General features: G+C 72.6%; 21 protein-coding genes. 7 read left to right on the forward strand and 14 right to left on the reverse strand.

The window, feature by feature from the left end; all coding sequences use genetic code 11:
* Positions 1–72: 72 nt before the first annotated feature.
* The 5 genes from ACWDGI_RS31830 to ACWDGI_RS31850 form a co-directional block, all read right to left on the reverse strand.
* Complete coding sequence (locus ACWDGI_RS31830; protein WP_450764935.1) at positions 73–852, reverse strand: TIGR04222 domain-containing membrane protein; 780 nt, start codon at positions 850–852, stop codon at positions 73–75.
* Positions 853–948: 96 nt separating this feature from the next.
* Positions 949–1746: a DUF4142 domain-containing protein gene (locus ACWDGI_RS31835; RefSeq protein WP_450764937.1), complete on the reverse strand. Its 798-nt coding sequence runs from the start codon at positions 1744–1746 to the stop codon at positions 949–951.
* 237 nt (positions 1747–1983) lie between these two features.
* A complete protein-coding gene (locus ACWDGI_RS31840) occupies positions 1984–3249 on the reverse strand; it encodes a DUF692 domain-containing protein (RefSeq protein WP_450765333.1) in 1266 nt (421 codons plus the stop codon).
* A gap of 128 nt (positions 3250–3377) precedes the next feature.
* A complete protein-coding gene (locus ACWDGI_RS31845) occupies positions 3378–4169 on the reverse strand; it encodes a DUF4142 domain-containing protein (protein ID WP_450764939.1) in 792 nt (263 codons plus the stop codon).
* Positions 4170–4260: 91 nt separating this feature from the next.
* A complete protein-coding gene (locus ACWDGI_RS31850; RefSeq protein WP_450764940.1) occupies positions 4261–4968 on the reverse strand; it encodes a peptidyl-tRNA hydrolase in 708 nt (235 codons plus the stop codon).
* 100 nt (positions 4969–5068) lie between these two features.
* Between ACWDGI_RS31850 and ACWDGI_RS31855 the strand changes: the two genes are divergently transcribed.
* Both ACWDGI_RS31855 and ACWDGI_RS31860 read left to right on the forward strand, forming a co-directional pair.
* Positions 5069–5941, forward strand: coding sequence for an ABC transporter ATP-binding protein (locus tag ACWDGI_RS31855; protein WP_450764942.1), 873 nt, complete (start codon positions 5069–5071; stop codon positions 5939–5941).
* Positions 5938–6609, forward strand: a complete 672-nt coding sequence (locus ACWDGI_RS31860; RefSeq protein WP_450764944.1) for an ABC transporter — start codon at positions 5938–5940, stop codon at positions 6607–6609. Before ACWDGI_RS31855 ends, ACWDGI_RS31860 begins: the two co-directional genes overlap by 4 nt.
* Here the strand turns inward: ACWDGI_RS31860 and ACWDGI_RS31865 are convergent.
* From ACWDGI_RS31865 to zapE, 8 genes are all read right to left on the reverse strand, one after another.
* A complete protein-coding gene (locus tag ACWDGI_RS31865; RefSeq protein ID WP_450764946.1) occupies positions 6601–6783 on the reverse strand; it encodes a hypothetical protein in 183 nt (60 codons plus the stop codon). The genes ACWDGI_RS31860 and ACWDGI_RS31865 overlap by 9 nt on opposite strands.
* Positions 6784–6801: 18 nt before the next feature.
* Positions 6802–7638: a polysaccharide deacetylase family protein gene (locus ACWDGI_RS31870; protein WP_450764948.1), complete on the reverse strand. Its 837-nt coding sequence runs from the start codon at positions 7636–7638 to the stop codon at positions 6802–6804.
* Positions 7639–7753: 115 nt separating this feature from the next.
* Positions 7754–8632 (reverse strand): PPK2 family polyphosphate kinase, encoded by an 879-nt coding sequence (locus ACWDGI_RS31875; protein WP_450764950.1) that lies wholly within the window; start codon positions 8630–8632, stop codon positions 7754–7756.
* Positions 8580–9500 carry a slipin family protein gene (locus tag ACWDGI_RS31880; protein WP_450765335.1) on the reverse strand — a complete coding sequence of 307 codons (921 nt, stop codon included), beginning with the start codon at positions 9498–9500 and terminating at the stop codon, positions 8580–8582. Before ACWDGI_RS31880 ends, ACWDGI_RS31875 begins: the two co-directional genes overlap by 53 nt.
* 144 nt (positions 9501–9644) lie before the next feature.
* Positions 9645–11129 carry a SulP family inorganic anion transporter gene (locus ACWDGI_RS31885; RefSeq protein WP_450764952.1) on the reverse strand — a complete coding sequence of 495 codons (1485 nt, stop codon included), beginning with the start codon at positions 11127–11129 and terminating at the stop codon, positions 9645–9647.
* 8 nt (positions 11130–11137) lie between these two features.
* A complete protein-coding gene (locus ACWDGI_RS31890) occupies positions 11138–11716 on the reverse strand; it encodes a carbonic anhydrase (protein WP_450764954.1) in 579 nt (192 codons plus the stop codon).
* A 107-nt stretch (positions 11717–11823) separates the two neighbouring features.
* A complete protein-coding gene (locus ACWDGI_RS31895; protein WP_450764956.1) occupies positions 11824–12219 on the reverse strand; it encodes a hypothetical protein in 396 nt (131 codons plus the stop codon).
* A 191-nt stretch (positions 12220–12410) separates the two neighbouring features.
* Positions 12411–13517 (reverse strand): cell division protein ZapE, encoded by a 1107-nt coding sequence (gene zapE / locus ACWDGI_RS31900; RefSeq protein WP_450764958.1) that lies wholly within the window; start codon positions 13515–13517, stop codon positions 12411–12413.
* Positions 13518–13554: 37 nt separating this feature from the next.
* On the opposite strand from zapE, the gene ACWDGI_RS31905 reads away from it, so the two are divergent.
* From ACWDGI_RS31905 to msrB, 4 genes are all read left to right on the forward strand, one after another.
* The gene (locus ACWDGI_RS31905) at positions 13555–14361 is read left to right on the forward strand and encodes a pyrimidine reductase family protein (protein WP_450764960.1); all 807 of its coding nucleotides are present in this window, start codon (positions 13555–13557) and stop codon (positions 14359–14361) included.
* A gap of 160 nt (positions 14362–14521) precedes the next feature.
* Positions 14522–14995 (forward strand): indole-3-glycerol phosphate synthase, encoded by a 474-nt coding sequence (locus ACWDGI_RS31910; RefSeq protein WP_450764962.1) that lies wholly within the window; start codon positions 14522–14524, stop codon positions 14993–14995.
* 198 nt (positions 14996–15193) lie between these two features.
* On the forward strand, positions 15194–16582 hold the full coding sequence (murC, locus tag ACWDGI_RS31915) for a UDP-N-acetylmuramate--L-alanine ligase (protein ID WP_450764963.1): 1389 nt from the start codon (positions 15194–15196) through the stop codon (positions 16580–16582).
* 13 nt (positions 16583–16595) lie between these two features.
* Positions 16596–17003: a peptide-methionine (R)-S-oxide reductase MsrB gene (msrB, locus tag ACWDGI_RS31920; RefSeq protein WP_450764965.1), complete on the forward strand. Its 408-nt coding sequence runs from the start codon at positions 16596–16598 to the stop codon at positions 17001–17003.
* Between the two features lie 435 nt (positions 17004–17438).
* Here the strand turns inward: msrB and ACWDGI_RS31925 are convergent, their stop codons facing one another.
* On the reverse strand, positions 17439–18704 hold the full coding sequence (locus tag ACWDGI_RS31925; protein WP_450764967.1) for an MFS transporter: 1266 nt from the start codon (positions 18702–18704) through the stop codon (positions 17439–17441).
* A gap of 94 nt (positions 18705–18798) precedes the next feature.
* Between ACWDGI_RS31925 and ACWDGI_RS31930 the strand changes: the two genes are divergently transcribed.
* Complete coding sequence (locus ACWDGI_RS31930; RefSeq protein WP_450764969.1) at positions 18799–19191, forward strand: ArsR/SmtB family transcription factor; 393 nt, start codon at positions 18799–18801, stop codon at positions 19189–19191.
* Positions 19192–19575 lie beyond the last annotated feature (384 nt).

Below are 19575 nucleotides of genomic sequence, written 5' to 3' on the forward strand. Positions count from 1 at the left end.
ATTTCGACCGGTTGTCGGCGAAGGCAAGCACCATCGGCCGGTGTCGGCGCCAATGCCCCTGTACGCCCCCGCTCACTCCCGCGGGAGCTGGTCCCGGTGTGCGAAGGCCGCACGCAGCTCCGGTTCGCCGATCGCGCGGATACCGCGGACGGCGACCGAGGCGAGCAGCGAGTGGTCGTCGGCCGCCCGGTTCGCCCGCCGGTGCAGTACGCCCAGCAGCCGCTGCCCCGCCGGGGACGCCCAACGCGCGTACGGGTGCACCTCGACGCGGGCGATGGCCAGGCAGCTGAGCGTCAGCGTGAGGGGCAGCGCGAACCACACGGCGACCAGGTCGCGGGGCATCTCGGTCGGGGCGGGCAGCACCAGGGCGGCCACCGCCAGACCGAACACGGCGAGTGCGGCGGCCCGGACCTGGCGCACGCCCGCCGCGACCGTCGTGCGCGCCGCCACGTCCGGCACCGCGAGCCCGGCCCGCACCAGCCCCTCGCCGAGACTCCGCACGGCGTCCGCGCCGGCCGCCGCCGAGCGCACCGGCGCTATCCGCGACTGCCCCTCGGGCCCGATGGCACCTATCACCGAGCGCTCCATCTCGTCCCGCGCCCGCGGGTCCACGACGGTCGCCCAGCCGGTGTGGGCGAGCAGCAGCCGCTGTTGGCGGGCCATGGACACCAGGGTCAGATCGGCGACCCGCGCGGGCCCGCCGGACAGGAACGCGGCCTCGTACAGCGTCAGATCGTGTCCCCGGCCGGTGTCCGCGTCGGTGGCCGCCGTGCGTACGGCGGCCAGGCACAGCCGAGTGCAGGCGGTGCCGGCGACGGCCCAGGCCAGGAGCAGGAGAAGGACCCAGAACATGACGCGTTTCTATGCCAGGGGCTTGGGAAACGCCATGCCCTGTTCACATTCCGGACCGAGTGTTGTCGGTACGTGACGTTCCGCTTCCCGTGCAGGTCAGGGGCTGTCGGGCGGCGGGGGACTGGAGGCGGCGGGCGGCAGCGGGTATGCCGAGGCCGACGACGGCGGGGCCGGTACCGGTGACGGCAGGACCGGGATCGCGTCGCTGGGCGCGAAGACCGGTGGCGAGGCGGCGGGCGAGGGGGTGACCGCCAACTGCTGGGCGAGGGCGGCGAAGTCGACGTACCCCGTGGCCTCCAGGACCTTGATGTGGTCCAGGACGGTGGTGTTGGCGTCGTCGGCGAGATCGCGGACCAGGGTGTTCTGGGTGCCGGCGCGGACCTGGGCGACGACCGAGAAGACCCGGCCGTGGGCCAGCCGCGCGATGTTCGCGAACTGCCGGTCGAAGTCCTGCCCCTGCGCCTCGGTCAGCGTGGCGAGCCATTGCCGCTGCTGGTCGTTGGGCTGGTTGGGAATCGGCACGCCGAGCTGGGCGGCGACGCTGCGGACGTGTGCGTCGAGGGCGGCGTGACCGTCGACGAGGTGCCGGCCCGCGGCCCGTACGGCCTGGGTGGTGCCCTTCTGCTCCGCCATCTCCCCGGCCGGCAGCTCCCAGAGCCCGGCGAGCCGCACCTTGACGACGAAGTCCCGGTCCAGGGCGGACAGCGGGCCGTAGCGGGTCGACACGGTCTGGGCGCTCAGCACGTTCACCGTGCCGGTCGGGTCCGAACGGTCGGCGTACGACCAGATCGGGAAGACCAGGGCGGCGAAGGTCGCCGCGAGACAGGTGATGATCAGCCCAGTGCCGGAGAATATGCCTCGGCCTTGGACGGGGGGTCGGGAACGCGCGCGCATGATGCCTCCTGCACCGCACGGTGGGGCTTCGCCGTACGGGGTTGGCATATTACCGAGGGGGTGTAACGGGGCGGCCGGGCCGGACGTCGGGTGCGGGCCGTGCGTGGCTGGTCGCGCAGTTCCCCGGGCCCCTGACGGGAGCTGCACAGCTGCGGGCAGTCGTGCCGCTGGGGCGGCACGGGTGGGCGCAGCGGCACCCTGCCAACGCCGGTGGGTGACACCCCGGCCCTCAGCCCCCTAGCCGCGTCGCAGCAACGCCCTTCGGCGGGGTGTCGCGCTCGCTCGGTCCTGCCACCACTTCTCCAGCCGGCGCCGCGACGTCCTGTCTCCCGCTCGGCCGTCCCGCAGCAGTCGTCCCGCGAACTCCAGCGCGTCCCGCCGGTAACCCCCGGTCATCGGCCGCTCCTGCGCATACGCCAGGAACGCCGCCCGATACCCCGCCCCCAGGATCTCCGGCAGTTCCGGGGCCACCTTCGCCACCACGTCCGCCCGCTTCGACGCCAGTGCCCGCGCCTGCACCCCCATCCGCACCCGGTCGAACCCCTCAGGTACGGGTGTCCCCGCGACCAGGGACGACAGCACCGCGGTCTGTGCGAGCCCGACACGTTGCCGGGTGACGTCGGTCACCTCGGCCGCGGTCGGCCGCGCCGAGGCGTCGAACCGGCGGCCGGTGTCCGCGCCCCCCGCCGCCACCGCCCCGCGGATCGCCGTCAGCTCCCGCTCCAGTTCGGCCGGTTCGGGGAAGTTCTCGTCCCGCTCCAGCAGCACTCCCGGCGGCGTGACCCGGGACGCGAGGTCGGTCAGGACGTCCAGGACCTCCGGGGGTACCGGGTGGGCGTGGCTGTCGTGCCAGACGCCGTCCCGCTCGAAGCCGCCCGCGACATGGACGTAGGCGATGGCCTCGACGGGGAGTTCGGCGAGCGCCTTGGCCGGGTCCTCACCGCGGTTGACATGGTTGGTGTGCAGGTTCGCCACATCGATCAGCAGCCGTACCCCGGTGCGGTCGACGAGGTCGTACAGGAACTGTCCCTCGGTCATCTCCTCGCCCGGCCAGCAGATGAGCGCGGCGATGTTCTCGACGGCGAGCGGCACGGGCAGCGAGTCCTGCGCGATGCGGATGTTCTCGCAGAGGACGTCGAGCGCGTCCCGGGTGCGCGGCACGGGAAGCAGGTGGCCCGCCTCCAGAAGCGGCGAGGCCGTCAGCGGGCCGCCCGCGCGGACGAACGCGATGTGCTCGGTGACGAGAGGGGAGCCCAGCGCCTCCGCCCGCTCGGCGAGCGCCGAAAGACGGTGCTCCTCCGGGCGGTCCGCGCCGCCGAGGCCCAGGGAGACACCGTGCGGTACGACCGTCACCCCGCGCTCGCGCAGCCGCCGCAGCGACTCGGGGAGGTGACCCGGGCAGGTGTTCTCGGCCACGACCTCGACCCAGTCGATGCCGGGCATGCGCTCCACGGCGTCCGCGATCTCCGGCCGCCAGCCGATGCCCGTTCCCAGCCGCTCCATGGTCATGGCCGCCCCCTCCTCATCCGAATGACGGGGGTATGGCCCCGGAGCGCGTCCGCCAACCTCGTTGCCTGCCGCTTCAGAGCAACATTTGAGGTTCGGGTCCGCGCTCCGGGGAGCTGAACCGGCTATCCGCCGAGCACGCCCAGCGAGTCCACCGGGTCCGGGCGCGCGGTGTTCACCGTGCCCGGCGCGCCGGGCGAGGGCCGGGACGTGACCCGCACGCCGTCGCCGGCCCGCGCGGCCGGAGCCGAGGGCACCACCACCCCCGGCGCCGGTACCGCCGGGCCGGTCGGGCTCGCCGTGGTGGATCCTGCGATCTCGTCGGCGATCGCCTCGAAGTCGACCTTCCCGGTCTTCTCCAGGATCGTGATGTGGTCCAGCACGGTCTGGTTGGCGTCCGAGGCCAGCTGCCGCACCAGGCTGTTGCGGGTGGTGTTCCGTACCGTCCCGATCGCCGGGAAGATCTTGCCGTGCGCGGCGCGCAGCAGGTTCACGAACGTGTACTCGTACTCCGCGCCGGTCGCCGCCGACATCTCCTGGAGCCAGCCCTGCTGCTGCTCGTTGGGCACGTTGGGCAGTTCGACGCCCAGTTGCGCCGCGATGATCCGGACCCGCCGGTCCAGGTCGGTGTGGCCGACGATCAGATGGTCCCCGGCCTCCTTGATCTCCGCGCTCGGCGCGCGCTCGACGGCCTGCTGCCCGGCCGGCAGCTCCCAGAGCCCGGCCAGCCGGACCCGCACGATCAGATCGCGGTCCGAGGCGGACAGCGGACCCCACTGGGTGGCCACGGTCCCCGCCGCCAGGTTCGCCTGCCCGGTGCCGGAGCGGTCGGCGTACGACCACACGGGATAGGCGAGCACGCCGAGTGTGGCGGCGAGGGCCGCCAGGATCATGGCCGTACCGCTGGAACGCCGCAAGGGATGCCTCCCCGTGTCGCTGGTTCAGTGACCGGACGTACGGGTGGGACGGCGGCGGTGTTCAAACAAACGGCAAAGTTCGTCAGGGTATTCAAAAAATCCCAGGTCGGTGCAGTGCCGGATGGTCCGCGACCACGGTGCAACTGCCCGGCGCGATCTCGGTGAACCCGGCGTCCCGCACCAACGGCAGCCCGCTGTCCGTCAGTTCGCGCCACTCGACCGGGTCGGCGGTCCGCACGGAGAGCGGGAACCCGGCCTCGCGCCAGGCCTCCCGTTCCTCCTCCGGCAGCGCCCACCAGGCCAGTTGGGCCCCGTGCCCGGCCTGCGCCATCGCCTTCCCCGCCGACATCTCCAGCTCCGGGTTCAGCCACAGCACGGCCTGCGCCCGGTCGGCGTCGGCGGGCGGCTCGGGATCGTCCAGCTCCGTCCCGGACACCTGCAGCTTCGCGAGCTCCTTGGGCCACCCGTCCAGGGGAACCGGCGGAAACACCCGTACCTCGGCGGACTTCCCCGTGAGGGTGATCCCGGGCAGCTCCCCGGCCCGCCGCCACTCGGACCCCCGGGCCCGCCGCACGACCTTACGGATCCGAGCGTCCTCCCAGTCCCGCATCGACTGAGCCCATTCCCCGTCCCCGAGGGAGCGCGGATCACTGAGCATGGTCAGCACGGCCCGCGCGGCGGTTTCGAGAGCGTCGGTACGGGCGGGCGGAGCCGCCTTCTCGATCCGCACGACAAGAGGCAGTACGAACTGGGGTGCTTCGTCCCGACTGTTCGCCGAGACCTGGAAAGGAGCGCTCACCGCACCAACCCTAAGGGGCGCGGGGAACTGCGCGACCAGCCACATACGGCCGGCACCCCACAGCGATGCGCGCCACCCCTCCCGGCACGAGAATGTCCGCATGCACCGTGATCTTGAACTGGCCCGCGTAGGCCGCCGCTACGGCATACGCGGCCCCTGGGTGTTACGAGGCATCGACCTCACCATCACCCCCGGCACCCTCACCCGCGTGGAAGGAGCGAACGGCACCGGCAAGTCCACCCTGCTGCGCATCGTCGCCGGCATAGACACCCCCACCGAGGGCCGTATCACCGGCCGCCCCCGCACCGCGTACGTGCCCGAGCGCTTCCCCTCGGCCCTCCCCTTCACCCCCTCCGGGTACCTCACCCACCTCGGTACCGTCCACGGCCTCTCCCGCAGGTCGGCCGCCGCCCGCGCGGCGGACTGGCTGGAGCGGTTCGGCGCCGCGGCCTACGCGGCGACACCCATGGCCCAGCTCTCCAAGGGCACCAGCCAGAAGGTCGCCGTCGCCCAGGCCCTGCTCGCCGACCCCCGGCTGCTCGTCCTCGACGAGGCCTGGACCGGCCTGGATGCCGAGGCCCGCGCGGAGCTGGAGCGGGCCGTCGCCGAGCGGACCGCGGCCGGCGGCGCCGTCGTCTTCGTCGATCACGATCCCCGGCGCCTCGCGGGCGCGCCCGACGCGACCTACCAGGTCGTCGACGGCACCCTCAGACCCCGTGCCGCACAGGTGGCCGCACCCGTCGGCCCGCACACCGTCGTCACCGTCCGGGGCCCCGCGGGCGGCCGCCTCCCCGCCGAAGCGACCCGCACGGCCGCTGCCGCCGAGGAACCGGCCCCCGGTTCCTACCGTCTTACGGTTCCCGCGTCCCACTCGGACGTGGTGCTGCGCGCCCTTCTCACGGCCCACCCGCCGTGGCACGTGGTCACCGTCAGCCCCTCGGACGTCCCACCGGACGAGAAAGCCCGCTCATGACCGCACTCCTGCGCTACCAGACCGCACTCCTCCTGCGCTCCCAGCGCTGGCTGCCGCCGGTGATCCTGTACGCCGCGTTCCTGGGCGTGGGTGTGCAGAGCGGTCAGCCGGTGCTGGACTCGCTCGGCTACACGGCCGCCGCACTGCTGCCGGTGGCCGCCTGGCTGGTACGGATCTGCGTCACGGGCGAACCGTCGGCCGCCCGCGCCTGTGTCACGGCGGCGCGGGGCCCGGCCAGGGCTCATCTGGCCGCCCTGCTCACCGCCCTCTCCGCTGCCGCTCTGCTCGGCACGGCGGCGACCCTGGTCGTGACGGTGATCAGCCAGCACGCCACCAACGACCACCGGCTCGCCGTACCGCCCCTGCGGGCCGGAGCCGCCGGTCTGCTCGCGATCCTCGCCTGCGCGCTGCTCGGCAGTGCCGTCGGCGCGCTCACCAACCGGCCGCTGCTGCGCTCGCCGGGCCGGGCGGTGCCCACGATGCTGCTCGCCGCGCTGCTCGCGGTGGTGGTCGCGGGCTCTCCGGCGCACGCCGCGGTCACCGGTCTGGTCTCCGGCTCGGAGTCCGGCCGGGTCCCGGTGTCACCCCTGCCCCTGGCCGCGGCGGCCCTGCTCACCGCCGCGGCCTTCACCGCGGCCTGCGTCCTCAACGGCCGCCGCTCATCCTGAGCAGGCGGTCCGCTGGGCCTCCTGCCACTCGCACCGTGGGCACATCGTGATGCCCTTGTACGACTCCGGGTACTCGGTCGGCTCCCGGCACAGCACGCACTCCGCGTACGGCGGACCGTCCGCCGTCGGCGGCTTCGCGGCCTCGGAGATCGTGCAGTAGCCCTCGTCGCTCATGTCTCCAGCGTAGGACGGTCAGCGATGACCGGGCGTCTCGCCGATCAGCTCGGACACCTTCACGAACCGGAAGCCCCGCTTGCGCAGCTCCGGTACCACGCTGCGGACCACCCGCTCGGTGGTCGGGGCGGCGCTGCGCGTGCAGTGCATGACGACCACGGAGCCGGGCTTCACCCCGTCCAGCACCTGCTTGGTCACGGCGTCGGCGTCGGTCGCGAACGCGTCGCCGCTCACCACGTCCCACTGCACCGCGGTGACCCCGAGCGAGCCGACCGCGCGCAGTGCCTGCTGGTCGTAGCAGCCGCCGGGGAAGCGGAAGTACGGCATCGGATGCGGCACGCCCGCCCTGAGCAGTGCGGCGTAGGCGCGCTCCACGTCCGGCTTCATGTTCGCGGCGGAGACGGTCGGCAGGCCGTAGCAGTCGCCGGTGAACGCGTAGTGGCTGTAGGAGTGGTTGGCCACCTCGAACTGCGGGTCGCGGCCGAGGGAGCGTGCCTGGTCCGGGTACTCGTCGGCCCAGCGGCCGGTCATGAAGACCGTGGCCGGCACCTTCAGCCGGCGCAGGGTCGCGATCAGCGCGGGGTTGTCGAAATGCTCGCCGGCGGCCGCGCGAGGCCCCTGGTCGGCGGTCATGTCGGCGTCGAAGGTCAGGGCGACGGTCTTGCCCAGGGTGCGCGGACCGTTGGAGAAGACGGGCGCCAGGCCGCCGGGGCCCGCGGGGAGCGTGGGCGGCTTGGCGGCGGGAGCCGGCCGGGCGGGGGCCGGGGCGGGGTGGCCGGCGTGGCCGGTGTGGGGGGCCTGGGCGGTGCCGCAGGCCGCGAGCGCGGCGCTCAGGGCGACGCAGGCGACGGTCATACCGGTAAGACGGCGTACTGATCGGATCACCCTATGAACGTAGGTCGGATTGTCCGGTTTTTCTGGGTGGCGCGGCGTCCGGGCCGCCGGGGTCACCCGGGCGGCGGCCGTCCCCTCAAGGTGTCCTCAGCAGCCGTTCCCGGCACTCCGCCACGTCGAAGTCGGCCTTCGGGTAGCGCGGGTCGAGCTCCTCCAGGTGCTCCAGGAGAAGGCGGCCGATCGCCCAGTTGCGGTACCACTTGCGGTCGGCCGGGACCCGGTACCAGGGCGCGGCCGGGGTCGAACACCGCTCCAGGGCGATCTCGTACGCCTCCTGGAAGGCGGGCCACAGCGCCCGGTCCTGGATGTCGCCGGGGCTGAACTTCCAGTGCTTGTCGGGGTTGTCGAGACGGGCCAGCAGGCGGCGCTTCTGCTCGTCGTAGGAGAGGTGCAGGAAACACTTGACGACGGTGGTGCCGGAGTCGGCCAGCTCCTGTTCGAAGTCGTTGATCCGGCCGTAGCGGGACTCGATCTCCGCGGGCGGGGCGAGGCCGTGGACGCGGGCGACCAGGACGTCCTCGTAGTGCGAGCGGTCGAAGATGCCGATCTCGCCCTCCTGGGGGAGCAGCCGGCGCACCCGCCACAGGAAGTCGTGGCGGCGTTCCTCCTCGGTGGGGGCCTTGAAGGCGTGGACCCGGCAGCCGGCCGGGTCGAGGTGACCGATGACGTGCCTGACCGTGCCGCCCTTGCCGCTGGTGTCCATGCCCTGGAGCACCAGGAGGACCCGGCGCCGGTCGCCGGCCGTGCCCGCCGCCCACAGTCGTTCCTGGAGTCCGGCCAGGCGCTCGCTCAGCTCGGCCGTCGCGGTGCGCGCGGCCGCCTTGTCGCCGGGTCCCGCGGGGCGGGCGTCGGCCGGCCGGGTGTCCAGGCCGGGGCGCTCGCCCACCGGGAGCCGGAGCAGGTCACGCAGAGCGGGGTCGCTGTCGTCCGTACGCTTCGGGTGCTTCCTCGGCACGGGCACGCCTTTCGCTGGGGTCCGGGTGTCCGGGTTCGGAGGGTTCCGAGAGTTCGGCGAGCCCGGCGAGATCGGGGGGAACGTACGGTGCGCTGCCGTTCGGCGTGGGCTGCTGGGCCCGCTCCAGGAAGCGCAGCAGCTCCACCGGGAAGGGCAGCACCAAAGTCGAGTTCTTCTCGGCCGCCACCGCCACGATCGTCTGGAGCAGCCGCAGCTGCAGGGCTGTCGGCGTCTTCTCCATCTGCTGGGCCGCCTCGGCCAGCTTCTTCGAGGCCTGGAACTCGGCGTCGGCGTTGATGATCCGGGCCCGGCGCTCCCGGTCGGCCTCGGCCTGGCGGGCCATCGAGCGCTTCATCGTGTCCGGCAGCGACACGTCCTTGATCTCGACCCGGTCCACCTGGACGCCCCAGCCCACGGCCGGACTGTCGATCATCAGCTCCAGGCCCTGGTTGAGCTGCTCACGGTTGGAGAGCAGGTCGTCCAGGTCGCTCTTGCCGATGATGGACCGCAGCGAGGTCTGGGCCATCTGCGAGACGGCGAACTTGTAGTCCTCCACCTTGACCAGCGCGCTCACCGCGTCGACCACCCGGAAGTAGACGACCGCGTCCACGCGCACGGTGACGTTGTCGCGGGTGATGCCCTCCTGGGCGGGGACCGGCAGCGTGACGATCTGCATGTTGACCTTGTGCAGCCGGTCCGCGAACGGGATCACCAGATTGAATCCGGGCTGTCGTACGCCACCGGTGACCCGGCCGAGCCGGAACAGCACCCCCTGTTCGTACTGCTTGACGACCCGCGCCCCCGCGGCCAGATACAGCGCACCGACGCAGAGCGCCGCCACCACCGCTACCAGCAGCTCCTGAACCATCACGACCCCCAGCCAGAGAGGTCCGGTATGTCTGATGCTGCAACGATATGCCCGGCGGCCCGTTCGGGGCCACGGTCGCCGGGAGCAGGTCCGGGCCGGGATGCCGAGGGGCGTCGGCATCCCGGCCCGGGAGCGGCCGTCGGTTCAGACGGCCGTGACCCGGGTGGTCCCGGCCGAGGCGGCCGTGACCTTCACCGGTTCGGTGCCGGCGTCGCTGTGCCGCTCGGCCCAGCCCTCCAGCGCGGTCCGGCAGGCGTGGTCGAGATGGTGCAGCCCGGACAGGTCCACCCGGATCGGGCGGTCCTGGGGCAGCGCCTCCAGACTGTCGAGGATCTTGGGCAGCCGCAGGAAGGTCGCGTTGCCCGACAGGTGCGCGTCGATCGGGCCCGCGCCCTTGTCGATCACCTCCAGCTTGATGTGCGAGGCCTCCCAGGCGGTCTTGACGATCGACAGGGCCAGTCCGATGAGCACGCCCTCGAACATGCTGACCGCGACGATCGACACCGCGGTGACGACCAGGATCAGCGCCTCGCCCCGGTGCTCGCGCCACAGCACGGCCAGCGCCCGCACGGGGATGAGCTTGGCGCCCGAGTAGAGCAGGATTCCGGCGAGCGCCGGGATCGGTATGTGGCCGAGGACTCCCGGCAGCAGTGCGGCGAACAGGAGCAGCCAGACGCCGTGCAGCACCCGGGACGCCTTCGTCCGGGCCCCCGCCTGCACATTGGCCGCGCTGCGCACGATCACCGCGGTCATCGGCAGCGCGCCGAGCACCCCGCAGAGCGCGTTGCCCGCGCCCTGGGCGATCAGCTCCTGGTTGTACTTGGTGCGCGGACCGTTGTGCAGCCGGTCCACGGCCGCCGCGCTGAACAGCGACTCGGCGGACGCGATCAGCGTGAACGCGACGATCGTGCCGATCACGCCGAGGCCCGCCAGTTCGCCGAAGGCGCTCAGCGGCGGCGGCTGGACGGAGTCCAGCAGTCCGTGCACCTCGACGGTGGCGACCGGGAGGCTCAGCAGGAACGCCGCCAGGGTGGCGAGGCCGACGGCGGCCAGCGGGCCCGGAACCGTCCGCACCTTCGCCGGGAGGCGCTTCCACAGCACCAGGACCGCGACGGTACCCGCACCGAGGGCGAGCGAGGCCAGCGCCTCCCCGTCCCCGAGGGCGTCCGCGAACGCCCCGGGCAGTCCGGCTATCTTCCCGGGCCCCGACTCGGGGGCCTTGGCGGCGAGCGCCGGATACAGCTGACCGGCGATCAGGACCAGACCGATTCCGGCCAGCATGCCCTCGACCACCGAGACCGAGATGGCCCGGAAGTAGCGGCCCAGCCTCAGCACACCCATGGCGATCTGGAGCACGCCGGCGACGAGCACGATCACGCCGAGCACCGGCAGCCCGAACTCCTGCACCGCCTCGAAGACGAGCACGGTCAGACCGGCGGCCGGCCCCGACACCTGAAGGCTGCTGCCCCGCAGCATCCCGGTGACGAGACCGCCCACGATGCCGGTGACCAGGCCGAGTTCGGCCGGCACACCGGAGGCGACGGCCACGCCCACGCACAGCGGGAGCGCGACCAGGAAGACGACGAGAGAGGCGGTGAAGTCCTGCTTCAGGTAAGGGAACTTGGTCATCGCGACGCTCACAGGGTCTCGAACGCGTCGGTGCCGGCACGGTGTTCGCGCACGGCACCGGTGTGGACCTCGTAGTACCAGCCGCGCAGGGTCAGTTCGCCCTGCGCCAGCTTCCTGTCGATGAACGGGTAGGAGCGCAGCCGCAGCAGCTGGGCGAGCACATGGCTCTGCACGCCCTCGGCGACGGCCGGGTCCTCGACGGCCCCGGTCGGGCGCGGCTCGGCACGGGCCAGCCAGTCCCGTACGGCGGGTACGGCGGTCAGGTCGTCGCCGCGCACCAGCGCGCCGACGGCGCCGCAGTGCGAGTGCCCGCAGACGACGATGTCGCGGACGCCGAGCACCTCCACGGCGTATTCGATGGTGGCCGCCTCGCTGGTGGGGTGCTCCGAGGCGTACGGGGGGACGATGTTGCCCGCGGTGCGCAGCTCGAAGAGCTCGCCCGGGCGGGCGCCGGTGATCAGCGCCGGGACGACCCGGGAGTCGGAGCAGGTGATGAACAGCACCTGCGGGGACTGGCCTGCGGCGAGCTGGGCGAACTCCTCAGGGCGCTGTCCGAACGTACGGGCGTTGTCGATGAGGGGCTGCATGATGTGTGGACTCCTCCTGGCGCGCCGGAGCGGCGCGTCGGCCTTGCACGACGGTTGTGGGGGGGGTGGGGGGTGGGGGGGTGACGAGCCGGGGCGGAACCCGTCGCTCAGCAGCGGAAGACCTGCAGCGCGGCCGGCGAGTGGGCTCTGGACGCTCTTGACGTGCGCTGATGGCGAGCCGCGAGGGCTGCCGAGGCCGGTATCGCCTCGGTGTGCCGGGCGGTGGGCGGACGGTCGTCGGCCCAGCCGGCGGTGGCGGTGCGGTGGCGGTCGGCGCTCTGCGGCGGGCTGGGGGGCTCCCCGCAGAGGCCGTGGTCACGGAGGGTGTGCGAGCCGTCGCGCACGATCTTCGTCGAGGGCTGCAGGCCGGGCTCGGCCCTGGCCTCTGCATGACTGGCTGTGTGCGCGGCTGCGAATGTCGCCGCGGGCGCGAAGAACTGGAAGGCGAGCAGGGCGGCGGCCAGGAGCGAGAACACGGCCCGGGCCGTCGTACCACGGAACATGAGCCCCCCTCGCGGCAGTTCGCGCCTCTTGTGTGCACCAAGCACAGGTCAACGGTTGGTCAAGAAACACGTTAACCCTGCAAAGTCGTTTGCAGGGTTAACTCGGTGTTGCGAACCGAAGAGAGCGTGAAAAATGCCGGTGGGGTGGCTCGATCGAGCTCTTGACCCGGCGATCTTGATCGAATAGGGGGCTATCCGGCGGCGACGAGCCCCTTGGCGTCCCGCGCCAGGGCGGTGAGCCGGGATATCGCACGGAAGTACTTCTTCCGGTAGCCGCCGTTCAGCATCTCCTCGCTGAACAGCCTGTCGAACGGCAGTCCGGAGGCCAGGACCGGGATCTCGCGGTCGTAGAGCCGGTCCGCGAGGACCACCAGCCGCAGCGCGGTCGACTGGTCCGGCACCGGCCGCACATCGGTGAGGCAGACCGCCGTCACGCCGTCGGTCAGCGCGCCGTACCGGCTGGGGTGCACCTTGGCCAGGTGGTCCAGGAGCTGCGGGAAGTCGTCGAGCGAGGCGCCCTGGGTGGCGTACGCCGCCTTGGTCACCAGTTCCTCGGAGAACGGCGCCGGCGCCTCGGGCAGGCCGCGGTGGCGGTAGTCCTCGCCGTCGATGCGCAGGGCGCGGAAGTGGGCCGACAGGCCCTGGATCTCCCGCAGGAAGTCGGCCGCCGCGAACCGGCCCTCGCCGAGCTTGCCCGGCAGGGTGTTGGAGGTGGCGGCGAGGGCGACACCGGCGTCGACCAGGCGTCCCAGCAGCGTCGACACCAGGACCGTGTCGCCGGGATCGTCCAGCTCGAACTCGTCGATGCAGAGCAGACGGTGGCCGGAGAGGGTCTGCACGGTCTGCTGGAAGCCGAGCGCGCCGACCAGGTTGGTCAGCTCCACGAAGGTGCCGAACGCCTTCAGCGCGGGCTCGGCCGGGGTGGCGTGCCAGAGCGAGGCGAGCAGGTGGGTCTTGCCGACGCCGTAGCCGCCGTCGAGGTAGACCCCGCGGGGTCCGGCCGGGATCTTCGGTGCCTTGGCCTTCCCGAAGCCGAAGAAGCCGCGCTTGCCGCCGGCCGCCGCGTGCGCTCCGCCGAGACCGGCCGCGAAGCCCTCGAGGACGCGCACGGCCTCGGTCTGGCTCGGCTGGTTCGGGTCCGGTATGTAGGTCGCGAAGCGGACCGAGTCGAAGCGGGGCGGCGGCACCATCTCGGCGACCAGCCGGTCCGCGGGAACGTGCGGCGAGCGGGCGCAGAGGGACAGCGGGGCCGCGTCGGCTATGGGGCTGACCTCGGAAGCGGCGGGAGAAGACGACACGGTTGTCCATGGTAGTTGCCGTGCCACACTGCACGACATGCGACGCCTGTTCCCTGTGACCGAAGAGACAGCGGCCCCGGCCTCCGGCGGACCGGCCGAGGGGGGCGAGGGGGCCGAGGGGGCCGAGGGGGAGTGGAGTCTCGCCGAGCTTGCGCTCGCCTATGGCTATCCCGCTGGGCGAGAGGTCTGGCTGCGGGCCAACATGGTGTCCACGCTCGACGGCGCCGCCCAGCACGACGGACGGTCGCAGCCCATCTCCAGCGACGCCGACATGCGGGTCTTCGGCACCCTGCGAGCGCTCGCGGACGTCGTGGTCGTGGGCGCGGAAACGGTACGGCAGGAGGGGTACCGGCCGGCCCGCGCGCGTGCGGAGTTCGCCGGGGCCCGGGCGGCGGCGGGGCAGAGCGCGGCCCCCGCGGTGGCCGTCGTCACCGCGAGTCTGGACCTCGACTTCTCGCTCCCGCTGTTCACCTCGCCCCTCGTCCCCACCCTGGTCCTCACCGGCGCGGCGGCCGCCCCCGACCGCGTCGCCGCCGCCGAGCAGGCCGGCGCCCGGGTGGTGGTCGCCGGTGACGGCGTCGGGGTCGACCCCGCCCGCGCGGTCGGCGCACTCGCCGCTCTCGGCCACACCCGGCTGCTCACCGAGGGCGGGCCCCGGCTGCTCGGGCAGTTCGTCGCCGCCGATGTCCTCGACGAGCTGTGCCTGACGATGTCCCCGATGCTCACGGCGGGGGCGGCGCAGCGCATTTCCGGGGGCCCCGGTGTCTCCGTGCCCCGACGTTTCGAACTAGTGTCCTTGCTGGAGGAGGCCGGATTCCTGTTCAGCCGCTACCAGCGGTCCTGAATTCGGCGGAATCCACCGTTCCGCTTAGCTACCCGGCGGGCACACTGAATCCGGCAGCAGTACCCGTGCGATCACGGGGCAGGATGGTTTCCGCAGGGCTGGCTAGGCCCCCAGGGAGGACAGAGGGTCCGAGCGGCCCTCTCAGGAGAAGAGGCGCCTGGTGTTCACAAGCGTTCTGATGATCGAGAAGGCCCTGACGTCCGCCGACGTGGAGTTCGTCACCACCTTGCACGGGGACGAGCAGGTCTCCTTCCACGTGCTGCTCCAGCCGCGCGGCGACCAGGCGGACCGCCTGCTGCGGGCCATCGACGACATCGCGCTCGGCGAACTGGACGAAGCCGCGCGCGAGCGGGAGACGCCGGAGGGGGACGCGGCGAAGGGGCCGGCCGAACAGGCACTCGACGTGTCCCTGGCGGGCCTGCGGGCGGCGGGGAGCGCGGCCGAGGGGCGGATGGTCGAGGACCACCCGCTGGACGCGCTCAAGACGGTGGTGGAAGAGGTCGGTGCGGACGAGGTGATCGTGCTGACCGATCCGCACTACGTGGAGGAGTTCTTCCACCGGGACTGGGCGTCGCGGGCGCGGCACAAGGTGGGGGTGCCGGTGCTGAAGCTGTTCTCGCACAGCAAGGCGTAGGCGCCGTGCGTGGACGGGGCGGCGCGTCGGCGGGTGCGGGTGCGATGTGGCTGGTCGCACCCACGCGGCGGAGCCGCATGTCGACGCGGCCCCGCGCCCCTGAAGGGGCGCTGATGCTCGTGCCCGTTGCACGGCACCCGGTGCCCGAGCGCATAGGCTAGGGCCGCTTTCGCACGTCATCGTCTCTGGGAGAAACACATGGCACCCGGCCTTCCTTCCGCCATGGAGCGACCGCACTTCATCGGGATCGGCGGCGCCGGGATGTCGGGGATCGCCAAGATCCTCGCCCAGCGTGGGGCCCAGGTGGCCGGAAGCGACGCCAAGGAGTCGGCCACCGTCGAGGCGCTGCGCGCGCTGGGCGTCACCGTGCACATCGGGCACGCGGCCGGGCACCTGGCCGACGACGCCAGCTGTGTCGTCGTGTCGTCGGCGATCCGCCAGGACAACCCCGAGCTGGCGCGCGCGGCCGAACTGGGCATCCCCGTGGTGCACCGCTCGGACGCCCTCGCCGCCCTGATGGACGGCGCGCGGCCGATCGCCGTCGCGGGCACCCACGGCAAGACCACGACCACCTCGATGCTGGCCGTCTCGCTGACCGAGCTGGGCCGCGAGCCGTCGTACGCCATCGGCGGCGACCTGGACGCCCCCGGTTCCAACGCCCTGCACGGCGAGGGTGAGATCTTCGTCGCCGAGGCGGACGAATCGGACCGCAGCTTCCACAAGTACGCGCCCGAGGTCGCCATCGTCCTCAACGTGGAGCTCGACCACCACGCCAACTACGCCTCGATGGAAGAGATCTACGAGTCCTTCGAGACCTTCGCGGGCCGGATCGTGCCCGGCGGCACGCTGGTGATCAACGCCGATCACGAGGGCGCGCGCGAGCTGACCCGGCGGCTGGCCGGCAAGGTCCGGACGGTGACCTACGGCGACGCCGCCGATGCCGATGTGCGGGTGCTGTCCGTCGTACCGCAGGGGCTGAAGAGCGAGGTCACCGTCGTGCTGGACGGGGCCGAGCTGACCTTCACGGTCTCCGTGCCCGGCCGCCACTACGCGCACAACGCCGTCGCCGCGCTCGCCGCGGGCGTGGCCCTCGGGGTGCCGGCCGCCGAGCTGGCACCCGCGCTCGCCGCGTACACGGGCGTCAAGCGCCGCCTCCAGCTCAAGGGCGAGGCGGCCGGCGTCCAGGTGATCGACTCCTACGCCCACCACCCCACCGAGATGACCGCCGACCTGGAGGCCATGCGCGCCGCCGCCGGGGACGCCCGGATCCTGGTCGTCTTCCAGCCGCACCTGTTCTCCCGTACCCAGGAGCTGGGCAAGGAGATGGGCGACGCGCTGGCCCTCGCGGACGCGTCGGTGGTCCTGGACATCTACCCGGCCCGCGAGGACCCCATCCCCGGTGTCACCAGCGAGCTGATCATCGAGGCGGCACGGGCCGCGGGCGCCGACGTCACCGCCGTCCACGACAAGGACGAGGTCCCCGCCGTGGTCGCGGGAATGACGAAGCCCGGTGATCTGGTTCTGACCATGGGCGCGGGAGATGTGACCGACCTGGGCCCGAAGATCCTGGAACGCCTGGCGAAGTAAGGGGCTGAGAGTCATGTCGTACGACGTCGACAAGCCGGACGAGCAGTGGCGGTCGGAGCTGACGCCGGCCGAGTACGCCGTGCTGCGTCAGGCGGCGACCGAGCCGGCCTTCACCGGTGAGTACACCGACACCAAGACCAAGGGTGTGTACTCATGTCGCGCCTGCGGTGCGGAGCTGTTCACCTCCACCACGAAGTTCGAGTCCCACTGCGGGTGGCCGTCCTTCTACGACCCGAAGGACACCGACGCGGTCGAGCTGATCGAGGACCGTACGCACGGGATGGTGCGCACCGAGGTGCGCTGTGCGCGGTGCGGCTCGCACCTCGGGCACGTCTTCGAGGGCGAGGGGTACGGGACCCCGACCGACCAGCGGTACTGCATCAACTCGATCTCGCTGCGGTTGGCTCCGGACGAGACGTGAGGACCTGAGCGCAGGTCGAGCGGGGTCGGCTCCTTGTCAGGGCCGACCCCGTCGCTGTTTCCGGTGCCGGATCCGTGCGGGGTGCCCTGACGACGGGGGGATCCATGGGCCGGTCGTGTTGTCAGTCCCCTCTGCCATCATCCCGCCATGCTGTACGCCGGTGCGCGTCGCTCGCCCCAAGCCTGCGCGCACTGCTCGCGAGCGTCGACGAGGCCCGCATCCCCGACGGACTGATCCCCGCCGACGCTCCCTGGGCCGCCTCGCTGAGCGACCGTGCGAAGACCTCTCCGACGCCGGAACTGGCGGGGTTCGTAAGGCACTTGGCGAGCCTGTCGGGGCCGCGTCCCACGCAGAGGTGGTGGCGATCCGTGCGTGCGGGACGGTGTCCGGTGTGCGGGTGGCGTGCCGCGGCGACCGCCGCGGTGCGCCGGCCGGTTACGCGGGCCCGGCCGTCCGGCGTCGGGAGGCGAGGACCACCAGGCCGCCGATGACGGCGAGGGTCGTCAGGACGACGGCGAACACCGTGGTGCCGTTGGTCAGCCCGACGGCGTCGCTGAGGTAGCCGGCCGAGACCGGCAGCAGGCCCGCCGGGACGTAACCGCCCACGTTGAGCGCCGCGTTGGCCTCGGCGAGCCGATGGGCCGGGACGCTGTGGTTGAGCAGGGAGAGCCCGCCGAGCTGGCCCATGCCCTGCCCGGCGCCGGCCAGCAGCGCGGCGGCGGTCAGCGCGGCGACCGACGAGGTGTGCACGGCGGTGGCGAGCGCGGCCATGCTGAGCGTGGTGCTGACGGCTCCGGCGGTCAGGATGGTGCGCCGGGGCAGCCTCCGCACGGCGAACTGCACCCCGGTGGCGGCCAGGAACATCGCGAACGCCATGGCCCCGGCGACGATCCGGCTGGTGGTGCCGAGCAGGCCGGACAGCAGGGAGGGGCCGAGCGAGAGCACGAAGGACGTCGCCGTGATGCCGGGCGCGAACACCGCGATGCCGAGGGTGAGTTGCAGACCGCTGCCGGGCGGGACGCCGGGTACCCGGAACCAGGCGCCCCCGGCGCGTGCGGCCGGGCGGCGCACCGGCATGCGCAGCACGGCGAGGATCGCGGTGGCGAGCAGTACCGCCTCCACCACGAAGACGGTGACGGTGGGACCGGGCAGGGTCTCGGACAGGACGCCCGCGAGGAGCGGACCGAGGCCGGCCCCGAAGACCATGGCGCAGGAGGCGAGCAGGGCCGCGAGCCGCCTGCGTTCCCGGCCGGCCACGTCCGTCACGGCCGCCATGCCGGCGGAGACCACCGCGCCGACGGCGATCCCGGTGAACAGCCGGGCCACGATCAGCGCGGCCACGCCGGACGCGGTGGCGAAGATGACACAGGCGGCCAGCGCCAGCCCGAGGGCGGGCAGCAGGACCGTCTTGCGGCCGAGCCGGTCGGAGACCACGCCGGAGACGAGCAGCGACCCGAGCAGGCCGGCGATGTAGCAGGCGAAGATCACGGTCAGGGTCCCCTTGGAGAACCCGATCTCACGCTGCCACAGCACGTACAGCGGCGTCGCCGCGTTGGACAGGACGAAGACCGCCGTCACCGGCCAGGCGGCCAGCCCTATCCACCAGGTGGGGGCGGGGGAGGCGTCCGGCGCCGAAGGCCCGTCGGCCGTGGCCTCCCGCTCACCCCCCGCCTTCGCGGGCGCGGTCCGGCTCTCCGACATGACAGGTACCTCCTGCTGCAGTACGAGTTTTCTCGAACATAGCATGCAGTACGATTGGAGTCGTACATAGGATTCGGGTCAGGAGGAGTCGCCCATGCCATCCACGGCGCGTCCGGCGTCCGTACGGGTGCCGGCCTTCAAGGTGCTGCCGCAGCCCGCGGACCTGCCCGAGCCGCTGCCCGAGCCCGCGGTGGCGGACCTGCGCCTGGAGACGGTGCTGGGGGCGCTGAGCGACCCGCTGCGACTGCGGATCGTGCAGAAACTGCTGCTGGACTCGGAGCGGTACGACCACACCTGCGGGTGGTTCGGCTTCGACCGCCCCAAGTCCTCGCTGACCCACCACTTCAAGGCCCTGCGCGAGGCCGGGGTCACCCGGCAGCGCCAGTACGGCCTGGAGCGCCGCAGTCACGTCCGCATCGACGACCTGGACGCGCGTTTCCCCGGCCTGCTGGACCTGGTCGCGGCCTGGAGCCCCGGCCAGGACTGAGGGTGTGCCCGCGCGCCCGATGTGTGCGGTCTGTCGGCCGACGCAAAGAAGCTGCCTCGCATTCGTCGCGTTCCCGGCACGGTCGTCCCCACCCGGCGGCTCTCTTTCCCGGCCCGTTCGTCGCCGGCGAGAACCGGGCGGCCGCCCCGCTGCCGTGGCTGGGCCTTCTCGGGCACCGGGCCTTCGCGGTCGGCTCGTCCGTCGCGGTGGTCGGCATGTTCAGCGCCGTTCGGGCGTAACCGGTGTGCCGGACCGTTGGGGCCGTCCGAGACCCTGCGGGCCCGCGTGCCGGATGTGTCCATGGCCCGGGGAGCCCGCGCGCCGGATCCGCCCGTGGCCCGTTCGCACACCGGATCCGAACCCCCCGGAGGTGAGCGCGGACCA

This window comes from Streptomyces sp. NPDC001220 (assembly GCF_053597895.1).